Here is a 15358-nt window from a genome sequence, read left to right on the forward strand (position 1 = left end):
GGCACAGAGCCGCTCGATTTCGAATTCGATATACCATCGCTGTTCATGTTTCACACCGAGCCTTGGAGGCAGAATGCCACCCGTTCGAATCCTGTTTATCCGGCACGCGGAAAAACCATCCGACAACGAGGGCACCGGCATCGAGGCCGACGGCAAACCCGACGCCGAAAGTCTCTCCGTGCGCGGCTGGCAGCGTGCCGGCGCGTTGGCCCGATTCTTTTGCCCGCTTGAGAAGTCGCATGAAGAGCGACTGAAGCCCGACACGGTATTTGCGGCGGGAGCTGGCCCGGCCAGCAAGAGCAAGCGATCGATGCAGACGGTGACGCCCCTTGTCGCCCTGTTGCGCGAAGAGGCACCGGTGAACTACGTCACCACTCACCTCAAGGACGACGGTCAGGCGCTGATGGTGGATGTACTGAGCCGCGACGGCGTCGTCCTGGTGGCATGGGAACATAAAGTGCTGCCCCAGATCATCGGACACGTGCCTAACGCGCCTGCGATTCCCGCAGCGTGGCCGGACGACCGGTTCGACGTGATCTGGATACTTGAGCGCGCGGGAGACGCATGGACATTCTCGCAACGTCCGCAATTGCTGCTCGCCGGGGATTCCACTGCGCCGATTAGCTAGGCGCCTGTGGCTGCGGTCAACTCGCGCAGTGCATCATCCACTGTTTCCAGCAGCACGATGCGCAACTGGCTTCGGGCGTCGGCTGGAATATCTTCGAGGTCAGCTGCGTTGCGTGCAGGTATCAAAACCGTTTCGATGCCCGCGCGCAGCGCTGCAAGCACCTTTTCCTTGATGCCGCCCACGGGCAACACAACGCCGCGCAGGCTGATTTCCCCCGTCACCGCGCAATCGCTGCGCACTGCCTGTCCTGTCATCAGCGACGCGATCGCAACGAAGAGCGCCACGCCTGCACTGGGGCCGTCCTTGGGAACCGCGCCAGCCGGGACATGCACGTGAATATCGCGCTTTTCGAAGCTCGCAGGATCGATCTTCAATGCCTCGCACTTCGACTTGACGAGGGTCAGCGCGGCTTGCGCGCTTTCCTTCATCACGTCGCCCAACTGGCCGGTCAGCACCAGCCTGCCGCCGCCGGGCGTGCTGCTGGCTTCGATAAAGAGCAGTTCCCCGCCAACGGCTGTCCATGCCAGCCCGGTCACTACGCCCGGCAAACTGGCTCGCAAGGCGACTTCGCGCTCGAAGCGGTGATGCCCCAGAATCGACGCCAGGCGATCGGAGTCGATTCGCTCACGCGCCACAGGATCCTCGGCGACGCGTAACGCCACATGCCGGAACACCGCGCCGATCTTCCGCTCCAGGCTGCGCACACCGGCTTCACGCGTGTAGTCGCGAATGATGGTGCGCAGTGCGTCGTCGGTCAGCTCGCATTGTTCGGCGGTGAGTCCGCACGCTTGCAACTGGCGTGGCACCAGAAAGCGTTGGGCGATGTGAAACTTCTCCGCCTCCGTGTATCCCGGCAGATCCAGAATCTCCAGACGGTCTCTCAACGGCCCGGGAATATTTTCGGGCTGGTTGGCCGTGGCGACGAATACGACAGCGGACAGGTCGAACGGCACCGCGAGGTAATTGTCCCGAAACGAAGCATTCTGCTCGGGATCCAGCACCTCCAGCATGGCCGCGGCCGGGTCGCCATGCACGCCGTGTCCCAGCTTGTCGAGTTCGTCCAGCAACATCACGCAGTCGCGTGCGCCCGCCTTGCGGATGGCCTGGATGATATCGCCCGGCATGGCGCCCACATAGGTTCGCCGATGGCCGCGAATTTCCGCTTCGTCGTGAACGCCACCCAGGCTGACCCGCACGAACGGCCGCTCCAGCGCGCGTGCGATGCTTTGACCCAGGGATGTCTTGCCCACACCGGGCGGCCCAAGAAAGCAAAGGATCGGCGCGCGGCCTAGCGGGTTGAGCTTCTTGACGCCGAGATATTCGAGGATGCGCTGCTTGACCTTGTCTACACCAAAGTGAGCGTCATCGAGGATCTGCCGCGCGCGGGCGATGTCGATAGGCGCTTGCGGTGGGAGCCTCCAGGGCAACTCCGTCAGCCATTCGAGGTAACGCACGCTGATCGAGTAATCGGCGGAGGCCTCCGGCATGCGTTCCAGCCGGGCGAGTTCCTTGCGTGCCGGTGTTTCGACATCCGCAGGCATATTGGCAGCCGCAATCGCCTCGCCCAGTTTGCGCGCCTCTTCGCCGCTTTCCCCACTCTCGCCGAGTTCGCGCTGGATCGTGCGTAGTTGCTCGCGCAACATCATTTCGCGCTGACGCTGGTCGATCCGGTTCTGCGTCTGCTCGCCGATTTCGTACGACAGGCGCAGCACTTCGATTCGTCCGGCAACGGCGTCCAGCACCTTGTCGAGCCGCTTGCAGATGTCCATCGTTTCGAGAATATCCTGCTTGCGCTGCGCGGGAATGTCGAGCAGGCCGGCCACTGTATCTGCCAGCAGTCCGGGCGACTCGATAGCGTCCAGCGCCTTGATGAGTTCGCCGCCAGGATTGGGGAGCAGTCCTATCATTTCCCCGGCGCGTTGTCTGAGCACCAATGCGCGAGCGTCGACGGCAGCGTCGCTTTGCGCCGCATCGGGCAGCATTTCCACCCGCGCGGCGCGGAACCCGAGGCCGTCCACTGGCGCGAGCAAACGGAAGCGTTCCACGCCCTGGCAGATCAGATGATGCGCACCGTCGTCGGGGCTGGTGACATAGCGCAGCACGTTGGCGACCGTGCCAATCTCGTTGAGGCCTTCAAAGGGGGGATCCTGCAGTGATGGATCGCGTTGCATCACGATGCCGAGCGGTAGCTGGCGCTTGACGGCGGCCTGCACGTCCTCCTTTGCCTGCCCCTGTGCCGCCGTCAGCGGGATGACCATGCCGGGAAACAGCACCGCATTGCGCACCGGCAGCAAGATCAAGCTGTCCTCAGGCATGACGGGCGTCGGCGCCGCATCTGGGCCCGGCGGTGCGGAGTCGGCGTCATCGCGCTCGCTGTCCGTGCTCATCTTCGCTCCTCGATTCTCCGGTGTGCGCCCGCGTGCAGCCGTATGCGCCCGGATCAATCCAGCTTCTCGAAGTCCAGTGAAAGACAACCGTTTTCTGACTCGCGCCGGACAAGGCGATAACGTCCGGCGGGAAGCTGGATGCGCCGCTCGAAGCGGCCATAGGGAATTTCCAGGCAATGCACCGCGTCGCCCGCGAGGGCGCGTCGTGGCAATGCTCTCTCTGCCGCGACGACCAGCGTGTTGCCTTCGAGCTTCAATTCCACCAGATCGGGTGCCACGCCAGGCAGCGCCACCACGATCACGAGCAGCCCGTCGTGCTCGAACACCTCAATCGGCGGCTCCCACATCGGCGCCTTTGCGTGCTGACCCGCTAACCGAAAGAATTGCCGATGCAGGCGCGCGGCGCGCTCAAGCGTATCGACGGCGGCATCCCACATGATCGTATGGCGGGTGATGGACACGTGCGACTCCCTGCCGTTGGGTTAGCCCGGTGCTGACCGTTGATTCATCAAAGGCCATCGGTGCGTGCCTGTCAAGCTGGTGGAGGCGGATGCAAACGGTATGCACGCGAGGTACGCACGCGATGAGGTTCAGAAATCGTCGCTGAGCACCTGAACAGGTGAAGCAGCGCCCGCGCCCACTTTCCGGGTCACCACATCGACGATCTCCTGCAGGTTGTCGAGCAGGGCTGCTTCATCGTTGGCCCGGCCGCCTTCTGAGCCAAACACGTCTTCCAGGCATTCGCCCTTCACCTGAATCTCGTACATCTTTCCACTGATCAGGTAATTAAAAAACGAGTCGCCGTCTTTATGCAGGATTGGAAAACCAGAAGGACTGTTCATGGACAACTCCCTTTCGTCTCTGGAGGCATCAATAGTAACCAATTTCGCTTGGCCGGCAGCCTTAAAACGTGTGAATGGAACACACAAAGAAGATATCAGCGTCGGGCAACAGTGCCCCTATATCCGGATCCCGTCTTTCGTAGTCAAAGACAACGATGCCCCGATTCCCGCCGTGCGGACGGCCATTCATTGCCAGTATCGGCTCCGCGCGTCAATGGCTCACTCCCCTGAAAATCGCTGTCAAGCTTGTGGTCATCATTTCGACGGCGATGGCGGAAAGTATCATGCCCATGAGGCGCTTTGTGATGGCGGTCACCTTGACCGACAAATAGCGTCCAGCGAACGGTGCAGAAAATAACGCAGCCGCTAGCAACGCGAGAAACGCGACCAGCCCCAGGCAGAGACTGATGATTTGTCCGTTGGTTGTTGCAGTGTGTCCGAACACCACCAGCGTCGCAATTGTGCCGGGGCCGACAAGCAATGGCGTCGTCAGCGGAAAGATGGCCACGTCCTGATCGTAGCCGCTGTCACCCAGTTCGCCCTGGCGCGGCGTGTGCTGGGGACTCGACGAGCCGCGCACCATGTCCAGCGCGATCAGCAAGACAAGCAAGCCTCCAGCCAGCCGGAAATCGTTGATCGTCACCCCAAAGAGATTGAGAATTGCCTCGCCCAGCGCGGTGGAAACGACGCAGCCAATCGTCACGCCGACAAAGGTCGTGGCAGCGATGGCACGCTTCTTCGCGTCGGATAGTCCCTCGGTCAGCGACAAAAAAACCGGGATATTCGCGATCGGATTCATGATCGCAAAGAGCGCCGAGAAGACTTTCACCGCAAATGTAAAGTCGATGGCCATGGGGCAACCTCGTGATCGTTGTCCTGGCTCCCCTCGGGGCGCCACGCCGATAGCCGTCAATTCCAGTCAAGCCGGTGGCGGCGACGCACCTTTCTCGGGCAATCGCTGGGTCGACGACTGCATTTCCAGCACCGCGCGATGGATGGCTTCGGTCAGGGTATTGTTGACTTCAATGAGCTGGCGCATTTCGTCCTGCAATTTCAGCAGCGCCTCTGCGTCCTTGTAGGTCTGCAATGCCTGCTTGTCCGATGCAGCGGCCGCTACCTTCTGGCCGACCATGATGACGGACAGCAGCACGAGCTGCAAAAACGTCTGTGCGACCCACGCAATCAGCGTCGCAACACCGCCTTGTATCGCCGCGGGCAAGCTGACAAGCGTAATTGCCGCGAATACATAAGCACACCACATCGTCCCGACGATATTCGTAATCGCAACCGCGATCTTGCCGTTCAGCCCCACATGCTCGTGCGCCGTGAGGGCTGGGCCTGCTTTTTCGTGTGCCCTGACGCGTGCCTTCGTGTCGTTGTCGGTATACATCATTGCACTCCCCGTTTGAGAAACCGGCTTCGTCGAAATGCTTGCACGCCAGGTTCCTGTTCGCGTTTGTCTGCACAACAGGATGTCTTTTGCGCGGACTGCAACAATCGTACATCTAAACAGGATGAGAAAAATCGCGAATGCGTGCCGTCGATCCGATTCCCAATATCGTATGGCAGATCGAGCACAAATCATCCGATACGAAGTATCGGATTGTTGGTTGCGCCGTCGATAACGCGAGCGATTTTGTCAGCCATGTTGATCCGGCAACGCCGGTTCGCTCTGCGCCAGTTCCCGCGCAATAAAAGGTGCGGTTCGGCTGCCGGACGCTTTTGCCACCTGTTGTGGCGTGCCGGTCGCCACCACGCGCCCGCCTGCTTCGCCCGCGCCCGGGCCCACATCAATCACCCAATCGGCTTGTGCCACTGCACGCATGTCATGCTCGATCATGACGACCGTATTGCCCGCGTCGACGAGACGCTGCAACTGCACGAGCAAGCGATCGGCGTCCGCTGCATGCAGACCCGTAGACGGCTCGTCGAGCACATACAGGTTGCGGCCGCGCTGGCTACGCTGCAGCTCGGTCGCCAGCTTGATGCGCTGCGCTTCGCCTCCGGAAAGCTCGGTGGCGGGCTGTCCCAGGCGCAGGTATCCCAGCCCGATTTCCTGCAGCAGTTGCAGCGGGCGCGCCACGGCGTCTTCGTTGGCGAAAAACTCGCGGGCTTCGTCCACGCTCATCTGGAGTACCTCGGCGATGTTGCGACCGTTCCAGAGAACCTTCAGCGTGCTTTCGTTGTAGCGTGCCCCGTGGCATGTCGGGCAAGGCGCATACACGCTGGGCATGAAGAGCAGTTCCACGCTCACGAACCCTTCTCCCTCGCAGGTTTCGCAGCGGCCCTTGGCCACGTTGAACGAGAAGCGGCCCGCGTCGAAGCGGCGGCGGCGTGCATCGGGCGTGGCGGCGAACAGCTTGCGTACGTGATCGAACAGGCCGGTATAGGTGGCGAGGTTAGAGCGTGGCGTGCGGCCGATTGGCTTCTGGTTGACCTGCACGAGGCGCTGCACCGCCTCCACGTCGCCGGCCAGGTGGCCGCCGGTGGTTTCGATCACTGCGGGCCCCTCGCTCGTACCTTCGGACGAATCGTCCTCGGGTTCGTGGCCCAGATGCAATAGCACGAGTTCGGGCAGCGCTTGCGCGAAGAGGCTGGACTTGCCGGAGCCGGAGATGCCGGTGACCGCGGTCAATACGCCCAACGGAATGCGCGCATCCACGCCGTGCAGATTGTGGCGTTCAATCCCCTGCAGTTCGAGCCATCCAGCGGGAACGCGATTGCGGCTGGGTGGCGCGGGAATCTCGTCGAACAGATAGCGTGCGGTGCGGGATTGCGCGATCGCGCGCAGGCCTTCGGGCGCGCCACTGTAGAGCACGCGGCCGCCACCCTCCCCGGCATCGGGGCCCACGTCGACCAGCCATTGCGCACGGCGCATCAGGTCGAGGTCGTGTTCGACCACGAACACCGAATTGCCTGCGTCGCGCAACTTGTCGAGCGCGTCATACAGGGCATGGCTGTCCGTAGGGTGCAGGCCCGCCGATGGCTCGTCGAGTACGTACACGACGCCGAAAAGCATCGAACTCAGCTGGGTGGCCAGTCGAAGCCGCTGCAGCTCACCCGCTGAGAGCGTTGGCGTAGCGCGATCCAGCGTCAGGTAACCGAGGCCTAGCCCGCGCAACTGGCGCAACCGTGCAACCACGCCTTCGGCCAGGCGCTGGGCGGCCATGCGCTTCTCCGCCGACAACGCGGAAGTGCGGCGCACGTCCGGTGTGATCGCGTGCGTGGCGCGCCCCGCTGTTGCGCGTTCGGCGCGGTCGCGCTGGGTCGCTTCCCTGTCGGTGGCGGCTCCGGCGCAATGGGCGCTGAAGTCGCCCTGTGCGATCGGTTCGAGCAGGCTGGCCAACCGATCCAGCGGCATCTGCGAGAATTCGCCGATATCCACGCCTGCAAATGTCACCGACAGTGCTTCGGGTTTGAGTCGCTTGCCGTGGCAAACGGGGCACAACATGCCTTCCATGAAGCGGGACACGCGCTTTCTCATCAGCGCGCTTTGCGTGTTGGCGAAGGTATGCAGTACATAACGACGCGCGCCGGTGAAGGTGCCCATGTAGCTCGGTTCGAGCTTGCGTTTGAGGGCGAGGCGAGTTTCAGCAGGCGATAGACCCGCATACACCGGCACAGTGGGCGTCTCCTCGGTGAACAGAATCCAGTCGCGGTCTTTCTTCGGCAACTCCTTCCAGGGCCGGTCGACGTCATAGCCCAGCGTGACCAGAATGTCGCGCAGGTTCTGCCCATGCCAGGCCGGCGGCCAGGAAGCGATAGCCCGCTCGCGGATGCTCAACGATGGATCGGGCACCATGGTCGCTTCGGTCACCTCATACACGCGGCCCATGCCATGACAGGTCGCGCATGCGCCTTGCGGCGTGTTGGGCGAGAAGTCCTCGGCATACAGCATCGGCTGGTTCGCCGGATAGGCGCCCGCGCGCGAATACATCATGCGTACGAGACTGGAGAGGGTCGTCACGCTGCCCACGGACGAGCGCGCGTTGCTGGCGCCACGTTGTTGTTGCAGCGCCACCGCGGGCGGCAGGCCGTCAATGGCATCCACGTCCGGCACGCCCACCTGGTCGATCAGGCGGCGCGCGTACGGCGCTACCGATTCGAAGTAGCGCCGCTGCGCCTCGGCATAGATGGTGCCGAAAGCCAGCGAGGATTTGCCGGAACCCGAGACGCCCGAGAACACGACGAGCGCGTTGCGCGGGATAGAGACGTCCACGTCCTTGAGGTTATGCTCGCGCGCGCCACGCACTTCCACGAAGCCATTGGTCGCAGCGTTTTGGGAAAACTCATTCGAGGACTTTGGGGACACTTCGCACTTTCCATTCGATGGGCTGTGGCCGTACAAGGTAGACGACCACAGGGAACGCGCCAACGCGATTCTTCAGATATTAACTATCGGCTCACGCCTGGCGCTTCGGCCACGTGCGGCTTCAGCATATCGACAATCCTGTACAGGCGCATCGGGACTGGGCGCCGGGCCTTATTGAACAGATTCAGTGCGCGAGGAGCGCGACGTGTTCGCGCTCGATGGCTTTCCTTTCGACCTATCATGCGAAATGCGCGAACGCCAGACTGGTTATTGTGTCGCTGAGTCCGTTCACTGAACGTCAATGGAGGTTGCGATGAGTGGCAATGCAGATGTAAGGGAAAGCATGGAGGTTGTCGGTGCAGATGGCGTGTTCATCGGCACCGTCGACAGCGTCGAGGGAAGTCGCATCAAGCTGGTACGCGGCGACGGCTTCGGAAAGCACAAGAAGCACCATCACTACATCGACATGAGCCTCGTGGCCGGTGTCGAAGGCGAGAAGGTGCGTCTTTCCCTCAGTGCAGATGCCGCTATAGCGCTCGTCGACGACGAAAGGTCAGGCGGTGGCCCTGGTTGACCACATTGCTCGTGGCGAGCTGGACACTCACGGACAGGCTATCGGTAGCCTTCACTGCGCCTGATCGCAATGCGCCTGGCCGCCGGAATGACGGACTTTTCCGCCGTTTCCAGCGGGTTCCGGCCGCGCATTTAGCCAGCCCTCGGCGACTTGCGGATCGAACGTGCCCGACCACTTCGCGACCACCACGGTCGCCAGCGCATTGCCGATGGTGTTGCAGGTGGCAATCGCCATCGACATGAAGCGATAGACGCCGAAGATGATCGCCACGCCCTCGACCGGCAGCACGCCCGTCGAAGCGACGGTCGCCGCGAACACCACAAACGAGCCGCCGGACACTGTCGCCGCGCCCTTCGACGTGAGCAGCATCAGCAGCAGAATGCCGAGCTGATGCTCGAAGGTCAGCGGCACGTTGTACGCGTGCGCAATGAAGAGCACGCCCATCGACATGAAAATCGACGTGCCGTCGAGGTTGAACGCATAACCCGTCGGCAGCACGAGGCCGACCGTCTGCTTCGCGCAGCCCAGGCGTTCGAGCTTGACGAGCAGTCGCGGCAACGCGCTTTCCGACGAGGCGGTGCCCAGCACGATCAGGATTTCGTCCTTGATATAGCGGAGAAAGCGCCACATGCTGAAGCCCGCGAGCTTCGCAATCGCTCCCATCACGACCAGCACGAACAGCGCGATCACCGCATAGAAGCTCAGCACGAGTTGCGCAAGCGCAATCAGCACCGCCGTCCCATTGCTGCCCACCGCGAACGCCACTGCGCCAAACGTGCCCAGCGGAGCCAGCTTCATCACCACGTTGATGAACGCGAACAGCACCTGCGAAACAAGATCGAGCCCTTCACTGATACGCACGCGCCGCGCTTCGGGAATCGCCAGAATGCCGATGCCGACCATCACCGCGAGCACGACCACCTGCAGCAACTCGCCCTTCGCGAACGCGCCGATGAAGTTATCGGGCACGAGATGCATCACGAAGGCACTGAAGGTCTGCGGCGGCGGCGCCTTGGCGAGCGCCACCGCGCTGGTCGCCGCGTGCGGAGCGATTGCGGTCATGCCCTTGCCCGTCTGAAACAGATTGCCGGCGAGCAGTCCCACGGCGAGCGCAATCGTCGACACGCCCTCGAAGTAGACGAGCGAGCGCCAGCCCACGCGGCCCGCGCTGCGCGCATCGCCCGCCGACGCGATGCCATGCACGATCGTGAGAAACACGAGCGGCGCGACGCCCGCCTTGATGAGCGCGAGGAAGATGTCGCCGAGCACCTTCAACTGTGCTGCAAAGCCCGGAAACACCAGGCCCACGGCGATGCCCAGCGCCAGCGCGATCATCACCTGCATGCCCAGCCGCCGGTACCACGGTTGCCGCGCGCGCGGCGCAAGCGGGTCATGCGCTTCGTGTGCGCCGTTCGCCCCGTCTTCGAGGATCTTGTCGTTCATGATGCGTCTCCTCCAGATGCGTGCGATCAGATCTCGCTCGACGACGCGAGCGCGCGGTCAACCATCTGCGGCGCGAGGCCCAGGTAGTTGGCCGGATCAGTCATGCGGTCGATGGCCGCGCGGTCGAAGTGTTGCGTGACGGCGGGCAGCGCAGCGAGCGCGTCGGCCAGCGTGCCGCCCTGCTCGTTCACCGTGCGGCACGCGTCGTAGACGAGATCGTGGGCCTGCTGACGGCCCGTGAACGGCGCCATCTGCATCATCGCGGCTTCGGCGACGATCAAGCCCTTGCTGATGCCGAGGTTGTGCTTCATGCGCTCGGTATCGACGATCAGGCCGCCCAGCGCGAACTTCGCTTGATGCAGCGCGCCCGACGCGAGGATGAAGCTTTCCGGAATCGCAATCCATTCGGCGTGCCACGGGCCGGTCGCGCGCTCGAAATCCTGGATCATCGCGTCGACCATCAGGCCCGCGTGCTGGCGCACGGCCTTGGCCGCCGCGAGCATCAGTTCGCTCGAAATCGGATTGCGCTTTTGCGGCATCGTGCTGCTCGCGCCGCGGCCTTTCACGAACGGTTCGTAGACTTCGGCGAATTCGTTGGACGCCATGATCATGATGTCGGTGGCGATCTTGCCGAGCGAACCCGTCACGAGCGCAAGCAGGTTCACGGCTTCGGCAAAACCGTCGCGTGCCACGTGCCACGTCGTGGCCGGCACGCCCAGCCCCAGCTCCTGCGCGAGCGCCTTTTGCACCTCGAAGCCTTTATCGCCGATCGACGCGAGCGTGCCCGCCGCACCGGCGAACTCCACCACGGCCACGCGCGGACGCAGTTGCGCGATGCGCTGCTGATGGCGGTCGAACATGGCCAGCCAGATCGCCGCCTTGTACCCGAACGTCACGGGCAGCGCCTGCTGCAAGTGCGTGCGGCCCGCCATGGGCGTGTCGCGATGCTTCTTCGCGAGGTCGCCCAGAATGCCGCGCAGTTCGCGGATATCGGCATCGATCGAATCGAGCGCGTCGCGCACCTGCAGCGCCACGGCCGTATCCATGATGTCCTGGGTCGTGGCGCCCCAGTGCACGTAGCGCCCCGCTTCGCCGCACATGCCGACGAGCTGGTGCACGAGCGGCAGGATCGGATAGCCGACGATGTCGGTTTCCTCGCGCATGTGGTCGAAATCGATGCGCTCGATCTGCGACTCGCGGGCGATCACCTCGGCCGCATCGAGCGGAATCACGCCGCAGCGCGCCTCGGCCTTTGCGAGTGCGACTTCGACGTCGATGTAGCGCTGGATCAGCGCGGTATCGGAGAAAACGGCGCGCATTTTGGCGGTGCCGAAGGCGTCGCGAAACAGGATGGAATCGACGACGGTGCTGGAAGCGGGCATCTGGCTGCGGATCATGGCTCGGTATCTGACTGGAGAAAGCGTGGAATTCAGGGACGGACAACCGGCGTGACGCCTTATATGTCCGGACATATTTAGACTAATATGTTCGAACATATTGAGCAAGTGGTGATTTACCCCTATGCTGGACGTGCGCCCCTTAAACTTCCGTCATGAACAGACCCCGCTTTGCCGAAATCGCCCGCGAACTGACCGAGGGCATCGCCTCCGGCCGCTTCCCGGTCGGCAGCTATTTGCCGACCGAACTGGAGTTGCGCGACCAGTACCAGACGAGCCGCCACACGATCCGTGCGGCGCTCCATGAGCTTCAGCAGCTTGGTTTTGTCTCGCGTCGCAAGAATGCGGGCACGCGCGTGGAGTCGGCGCAGCCGCGCAACGGCTTCCGGCCGACGCTCGCTTCGGTGGACGATCTGGTGCAGTTCGGCAGCGAGAATCTGCGCGAGGTGCAGTCGGTGGAGGAAGTGGTGGCGGACGTTGCGCTTGCGAACGTCCTGCAATGCGACGAGGGCGAGCGCTGGCTGCGTATTTCGAGCCTGCGCGTGGAGCGCAATGCGCAGCCTGCGCGCACGTCGGCACGGGCGGCGCCCGCCGTGCCTGTGGGCTGGACTGACGTCTACATCGACCCGGCTTACCAGGAAGTGGCCGACCAGGCGCGCACTGAACCAGACACGCTGATCAGTTCGCTGATCGAGTCGCGCTATGGGCGGCGCGTGGCGGAGATTCGCCAGGATGTGAGCGCGCTAATCCTCGCGCCGGATATGGCGACGCGCCTGGCAGTCGATGCGGGCACGGCCGCGTTGCGCGTCGTGCGTCAGTATCTCGACGCATCGGGAAAATCGTTCGAGGTTTCCGTGACGGTACATCCCGCCGAGCGATTTTCCATTTCGATGCGCCTGACACGTTCAGACGACGCCGAGCTTTGAGCCGTGGGGGTCGCGGCGCGCAGTTAAAGGCGTCGTCGTGTGCCCTTCGACGCCCAGCAACGGCCGTATGCAATCAACGCATTGCTGCGAGAACCGCTGCGCCGACCTCAGAAGTATTCGACACGCCGCCCATGTCCGGCGTGCGCGGGCCTTCCACCAGCACCGTTTCGATCGCCTGCATGATCGCGTCGTGCGCGGCCTTGAACTGGGCGTCGCCGTTGCCGAGGAAGTCGAGCATCATCGCGCCCGACCAGATCATGGCGATGGGGTTCGCAATCGCCTTGCCGAAAATATCGGGTGCCGAACCATGCACCGGCTCGAACAGCGACGGGAAGTTGCGCTCCGGATTCAGGTTCGCCGATGCCGCCAGGCCGATCGTGCCCGTGCACGCCGGGCCCAGGTCGGAAAGAATGTCGCCGAAGAGGTTCGACGCGACCACCACATCGAAGCGATCCGGCTGCAGCACGAAACGCGCGCACAGGATGTCGATGTGCTGCTTGTCCCACTTCACGTCCGGATAGGCCTCGGCCATCGCGGCTACGCGCTCGTCCCAGTACGGCATGCTGATGGAGATGCCGTTCGACTTGGTCGCCGCCGTGAGCTTTTTACGGCCGCGCTGGTTGGCCAGTTCGAATGCGTACTTGAGGATGCGGTCTACGCCCTGACGCGTGAACACCGATTCCTGCAGCACGAATTCACGATCGGTGCCTTCGAACATCTTGCCGCCCACCGAGCTGTATTCGCCTTCGGTGTTTTCGCGCACCACAAAGAAGTCGATGTCGCCGGGCTTGCGGTTAGCCAGCGGACACGGCACGCCAGGCAGCAGGCGCACCGGGCGCAGGTTCACGTACTGGTCGAATTCGCGGCGGAATTTGAGCAGCGAGCCCCACAGCGAGATGTGATCGGGCACCTTGTCGGGCCAGCCCACCGCGCCGAAGTAAATCGCATCGAAGCCCTTGAGCGTCGCGAACCAGTCGTCGGGCATCATCTTGCCGTGTTCGAGATAGTAGTCGCAGCTGGCCCAGTCGAAATGCGTGAATTCGATCGACAGGCCAAATCTCGCCGCTGCGGCCTGCACCACGCGCACGCCCTCGGGCATCACTTCCTGGCCAATGCCGTCGCCTGCGATCGCGGCAATCCTGAACGTCTTGCTCATTGTTTGCGTACCTGTACGTAGATGAAAAATGCATTCGCCTGGGTGCTTGATCGATACCGCATCGACTTCAAGAATCCACGAGAAATCTCGCGGCATTGTAGACGCGAAATCGTAGCCCGCGAAGCGTTTCGACACGCTAAAAAGCACTCGGCATAAGCTGCCGTACGCGCCTTGAAAAGAGTGCAAAGCTGCTGTTTCAGCGCCGATTTCCGCATCCATCCAGGCCGCTCTGCCGCTAGTATCGAGCGATCGCCAACCTCACTCAACCGGGACGTTTCGCCATGTCAAATTCGCCGCTTATCGAAGCCGATCGCAAGCACCTGATTCACCCTGTGATCAATTACCGCGCGCATGAAACGCGCGGCGCGACCGTACTCGAATCGGGCCAGGGCGCGTACCTGCGCGATATCGACGGCAACGAACTGCTCGATGCTTTTTCTGGCCTCTGGTGCGTCAATGTTGGCTACGGCCAGCAAAGCATCGTCGAAGCCGCTACGCGCCAGATGACGCGTTTGCCGTATGCAACGACGTATTTTCATTTCTCGTCGGAACCGGCGATCGAACTGGCGAAAAAACTCGTCGAACTCACGCCAGCGTCGCTCCAGCATGTCTATTTCACGCTGGGCGGATCGGACGCCGTGGATTCCGCCATCCGTTTTATCACGCACTATTTCAACGCTACGGGACGTCCCGCGAAGAAACAGATGATCGCGCTTGAACGCGGTTATCACGGCTCGTCATCGGTCGGCGCGGGCCTGACCGCATTGCCCGCGTTTCATCGCCACTTCGATCTGCCGCTGCCGAACCAGCATCATCTGCCCTCGCCTTACGCGTACCGCCGCGAAGACGGCGCCGACGATGCAGCGCTTATCGCCGCGTCGGTCGCCGCGCTCGAAGCGAAGGTCGCGCAACTTGGCGCCGATAACGTGGCCGCATTTTTCTGCGAGCCGATTCAAGGTTCCGGCGGCGTGATCGTGCCGCCGCGCGGCTGGCTTAAGGCGATGCGCGACGCGTGCCGCCGCCTCGATATCCTGTTCGTCGCCGACGAAGTCATTACCGGCTTTGGCCGCACCGGCCCGCTGTTCGCCTGCGAAGCCGAAGACGTGGAACCGGACTTGATGACGGTCGCAAAGGGCCTCACCTCCGGCTACGCGCCGATGGGCGCGGTGCTCATGTCCGACGCGGTCTACCAGGGCATTGCGGGCGACAAAAGCGATACGGCCATCGTCGGTCACGGCCAGACGTATTCGGCGCATCCCGTGAGCGCTGCGATCGGCCTGGAAGTGCTGCGCCTCTATCACGAAGGCGGCCTGCTCGCCAATGCGCAGGCGCTCGCGCCACGTTTTGCCGCCGGGCTCGATGCGCTGCTCGATCATCCGCTCGTCGGCGATTCGCGTCATCGCGGCCTGCTGGGCGCACTCGAACTCGTCGCGAACAAAACCACGCGTGCGCGCTTCGACGCGTCGCTCAAGCTTTCCGATCGCATCGCGGCAGCGGCGTATCGCAATCGCCTGGTGTTTCGTGCTTTCGGCGACAATATTCTCGGCTTCGCGCCCGCGCTCTGCTATGGCGAAGCGGAATTCGAGCAACTGTTCACGCGCTTGAAGCGCACGCTGGACGACGTGCTGGAAGATCGCGAAGTGCGCGCGGCGCTCGCGTAAATTCGTCACGCCATTCACGCGTCCTTAGAAGG

General features: G+C 62.8%; 13 protein-coding genes. 4 read left to right on the forward strand and 9 right to left on the reverse strand.

Features of this window, described 5'->3' with window-relative positions; genetic code table 11:
* Positions 1-73: 73 nt before the first annotated feature.
* Complete coding sequence (locus tag BBA01S_RS37655; protein ID WP_027820914.1) at positions 74-628, forward strand: phosphoglycerate mutase family protein; 555 nt, start codon at positions 74-76, stop codon at positions 626-628.
* On the opposite strand, the gene lon is transcribed toward BBA01S_RS37655, so the two are convergent.
* The 6 genes from lon to BBA01S_RS37685 form a co-directional block, all read right to left on the reverse strand.
* Positions 625-3015, reverse strand: coding sequence for an endopeptidase La (gene lon, locus BBA01S_RS37660; protein WP_027820915.1), 2391 nt, complete (start codon positions 3013-3015; stop codon positions 625-627). The genes BBA01S_RS37655 and lon overlap by 4 nt on opposite strands.
* Positions 3016-3068: 53 nt before the next feature.
* Positions 3069-3476, reverse strand: coding sequence for an Hsp20/alpha crystallin family protein (locus BBA01S_RS37665; RefSeq protein ID WP_245641717.1), 408 nt, complete (start codon positions 3474-3476; stop codon positions 3069-3071).
* A 129-nt stretch (positions 3477-3605) separates the two neighbouring features.
* Positions 3606-3857, reverse strand: a complete 252-nt coding sequence (locus tag BBA01S_RS47415) for a hypothetical protein (protein WP_156966254.1) — start codon at positions 3855-3857, stop codon at positions 3606-3608.
* 211 nt (positions 3858-4068) lie between these two features.
* Entirely contained in the window at positions 4069-4710 is a 642-nt protein-coding gene (locus tag BBA01S_RS37675) for a MarC family protein (protein WP_027820917.1), read from the reverse strand.
* Between the two features lie 66 nt (positions 4711-4776).
* Positions 4777-5250, reverse strand: coding sequence for a hypothetical protein (locus BBA01S_RS44655; protein ID WP_052392073.1), 474 nt, complete (start codon positions 5248-5250; stop codon positions 4777-4779).
* A gap of 246 nt (positions 5251-5496) precedes the next feature.
* Positions 5497-8169, reverse strand: coding sequence for an excinuclease ABC subunit UvrA (locus BBA01S_RS37685; RefSeq protein WP_027820918.1), 2673 nt, complete (start codon positions 8167-8169; stop codon positions 5497-5499).
* Between the two features lie 313 nt (positions 8170-8482).
* Between BBA01S_RS37685 and BBA01S_RS37690 the strand changes: the two genes are divergently transcribed.
* Positions 8483-8743: a DUF2171 domain-containing protein gene (locus BBA01S_RS37690; RefSeq protein ID WP_027820919.1), complete on the forward strand. Its 261-nt coding sequence runs from the start codon at positions 8483-8485 to the stop codon at positions 8741-8743.
* Positions 8744-8794: 51 nt separating this feature from the next.
* Here the strand turns inward: BBA01S_RS37690 and BBA01S_RS44660 are convergent, their stop codons facing one another.
* Positions 8795-10087, reverse strand: coding sequence for a cation:dicarboxylate symporter family transporter (locus tag BBA01S_RS44660; RefSeq protein WP_245641718.1), 1293 nt, complete (start codon positions 10085-10087; stop codon positions 8795-8797).
* A gap of 125 nt (positions 10088-10212) precedes the next feature.
* The gene (locus BBA01S_RS37700) at positions 10213-11583 is read right to left on the reverse strand and encodes a class-II fumarase/aspartase family protein (protein ID WP_027820920.1); all 1371 of its coding nucleotides are present in this window, start codon (positions 11581-11583) and stop codon (positions 10213-10215) included.
* A gap of 155 nt (positions 11584-11738) precedes the next feature.
* On the opposite strand from BBA01S_RS37700, the gene BBA01S_RS37705 reads away from it, so the two are divergent.
* A complete protein-coding gene (locus BBA01S_RS37705) occupies positions 11739-12509 on the forward strand; it encodes a GntR family transcriptional regulator (protein ID WP_027820921.1) in 771 nt (256 codons plus the stop codon).
* 73 nt (positions 12510-12582) lie between these two features.
* Here BBA01S_RS37705 and BBA01S_RS37710 read toward each other — a convergent pair whose 3' ends face one another.
* Positions 12583-13665 (reverse strand): tartrate dehydrogenase, encoded by a 1083-nt coding sequence (locus BBA01S_RS37710; protein ID WP_027820922.1) that lies wholly within the window; start codon positions 13663-13665, stop codon positions 12583-12585.
* A gap of 281 nt (positions 13666-13946) precedes the next feature.
* Between BBA01S_RS37710 and BBA01S_RS37715 the strand changes: the two genes are divergently transcribed.
* Complete coding sequence (locus BBA01S_RS37715; protein WP_027820923.1) at positions 13947-15326, forward strand: aspartate aminotransferase family protein; 1380 nt, start codon at positions 13947-13949, stop codon at positions 15324-15326.
* The last annotated feature ends 32 nt before the right edge of the window (positions 15327-15358 follow it).

Origin of the sequence: Paraburkholderia bannensis NBRC 103871 (genome assembly GCF_000685015.1) — a bacterium.
Classification (GTDB): Bacteria; Pseudomonadota; Gammaproteobacteria; order Burkholderiales; family Burkholderiaceae; genus Paraburkholderia; species Paraburkholderia bannensis.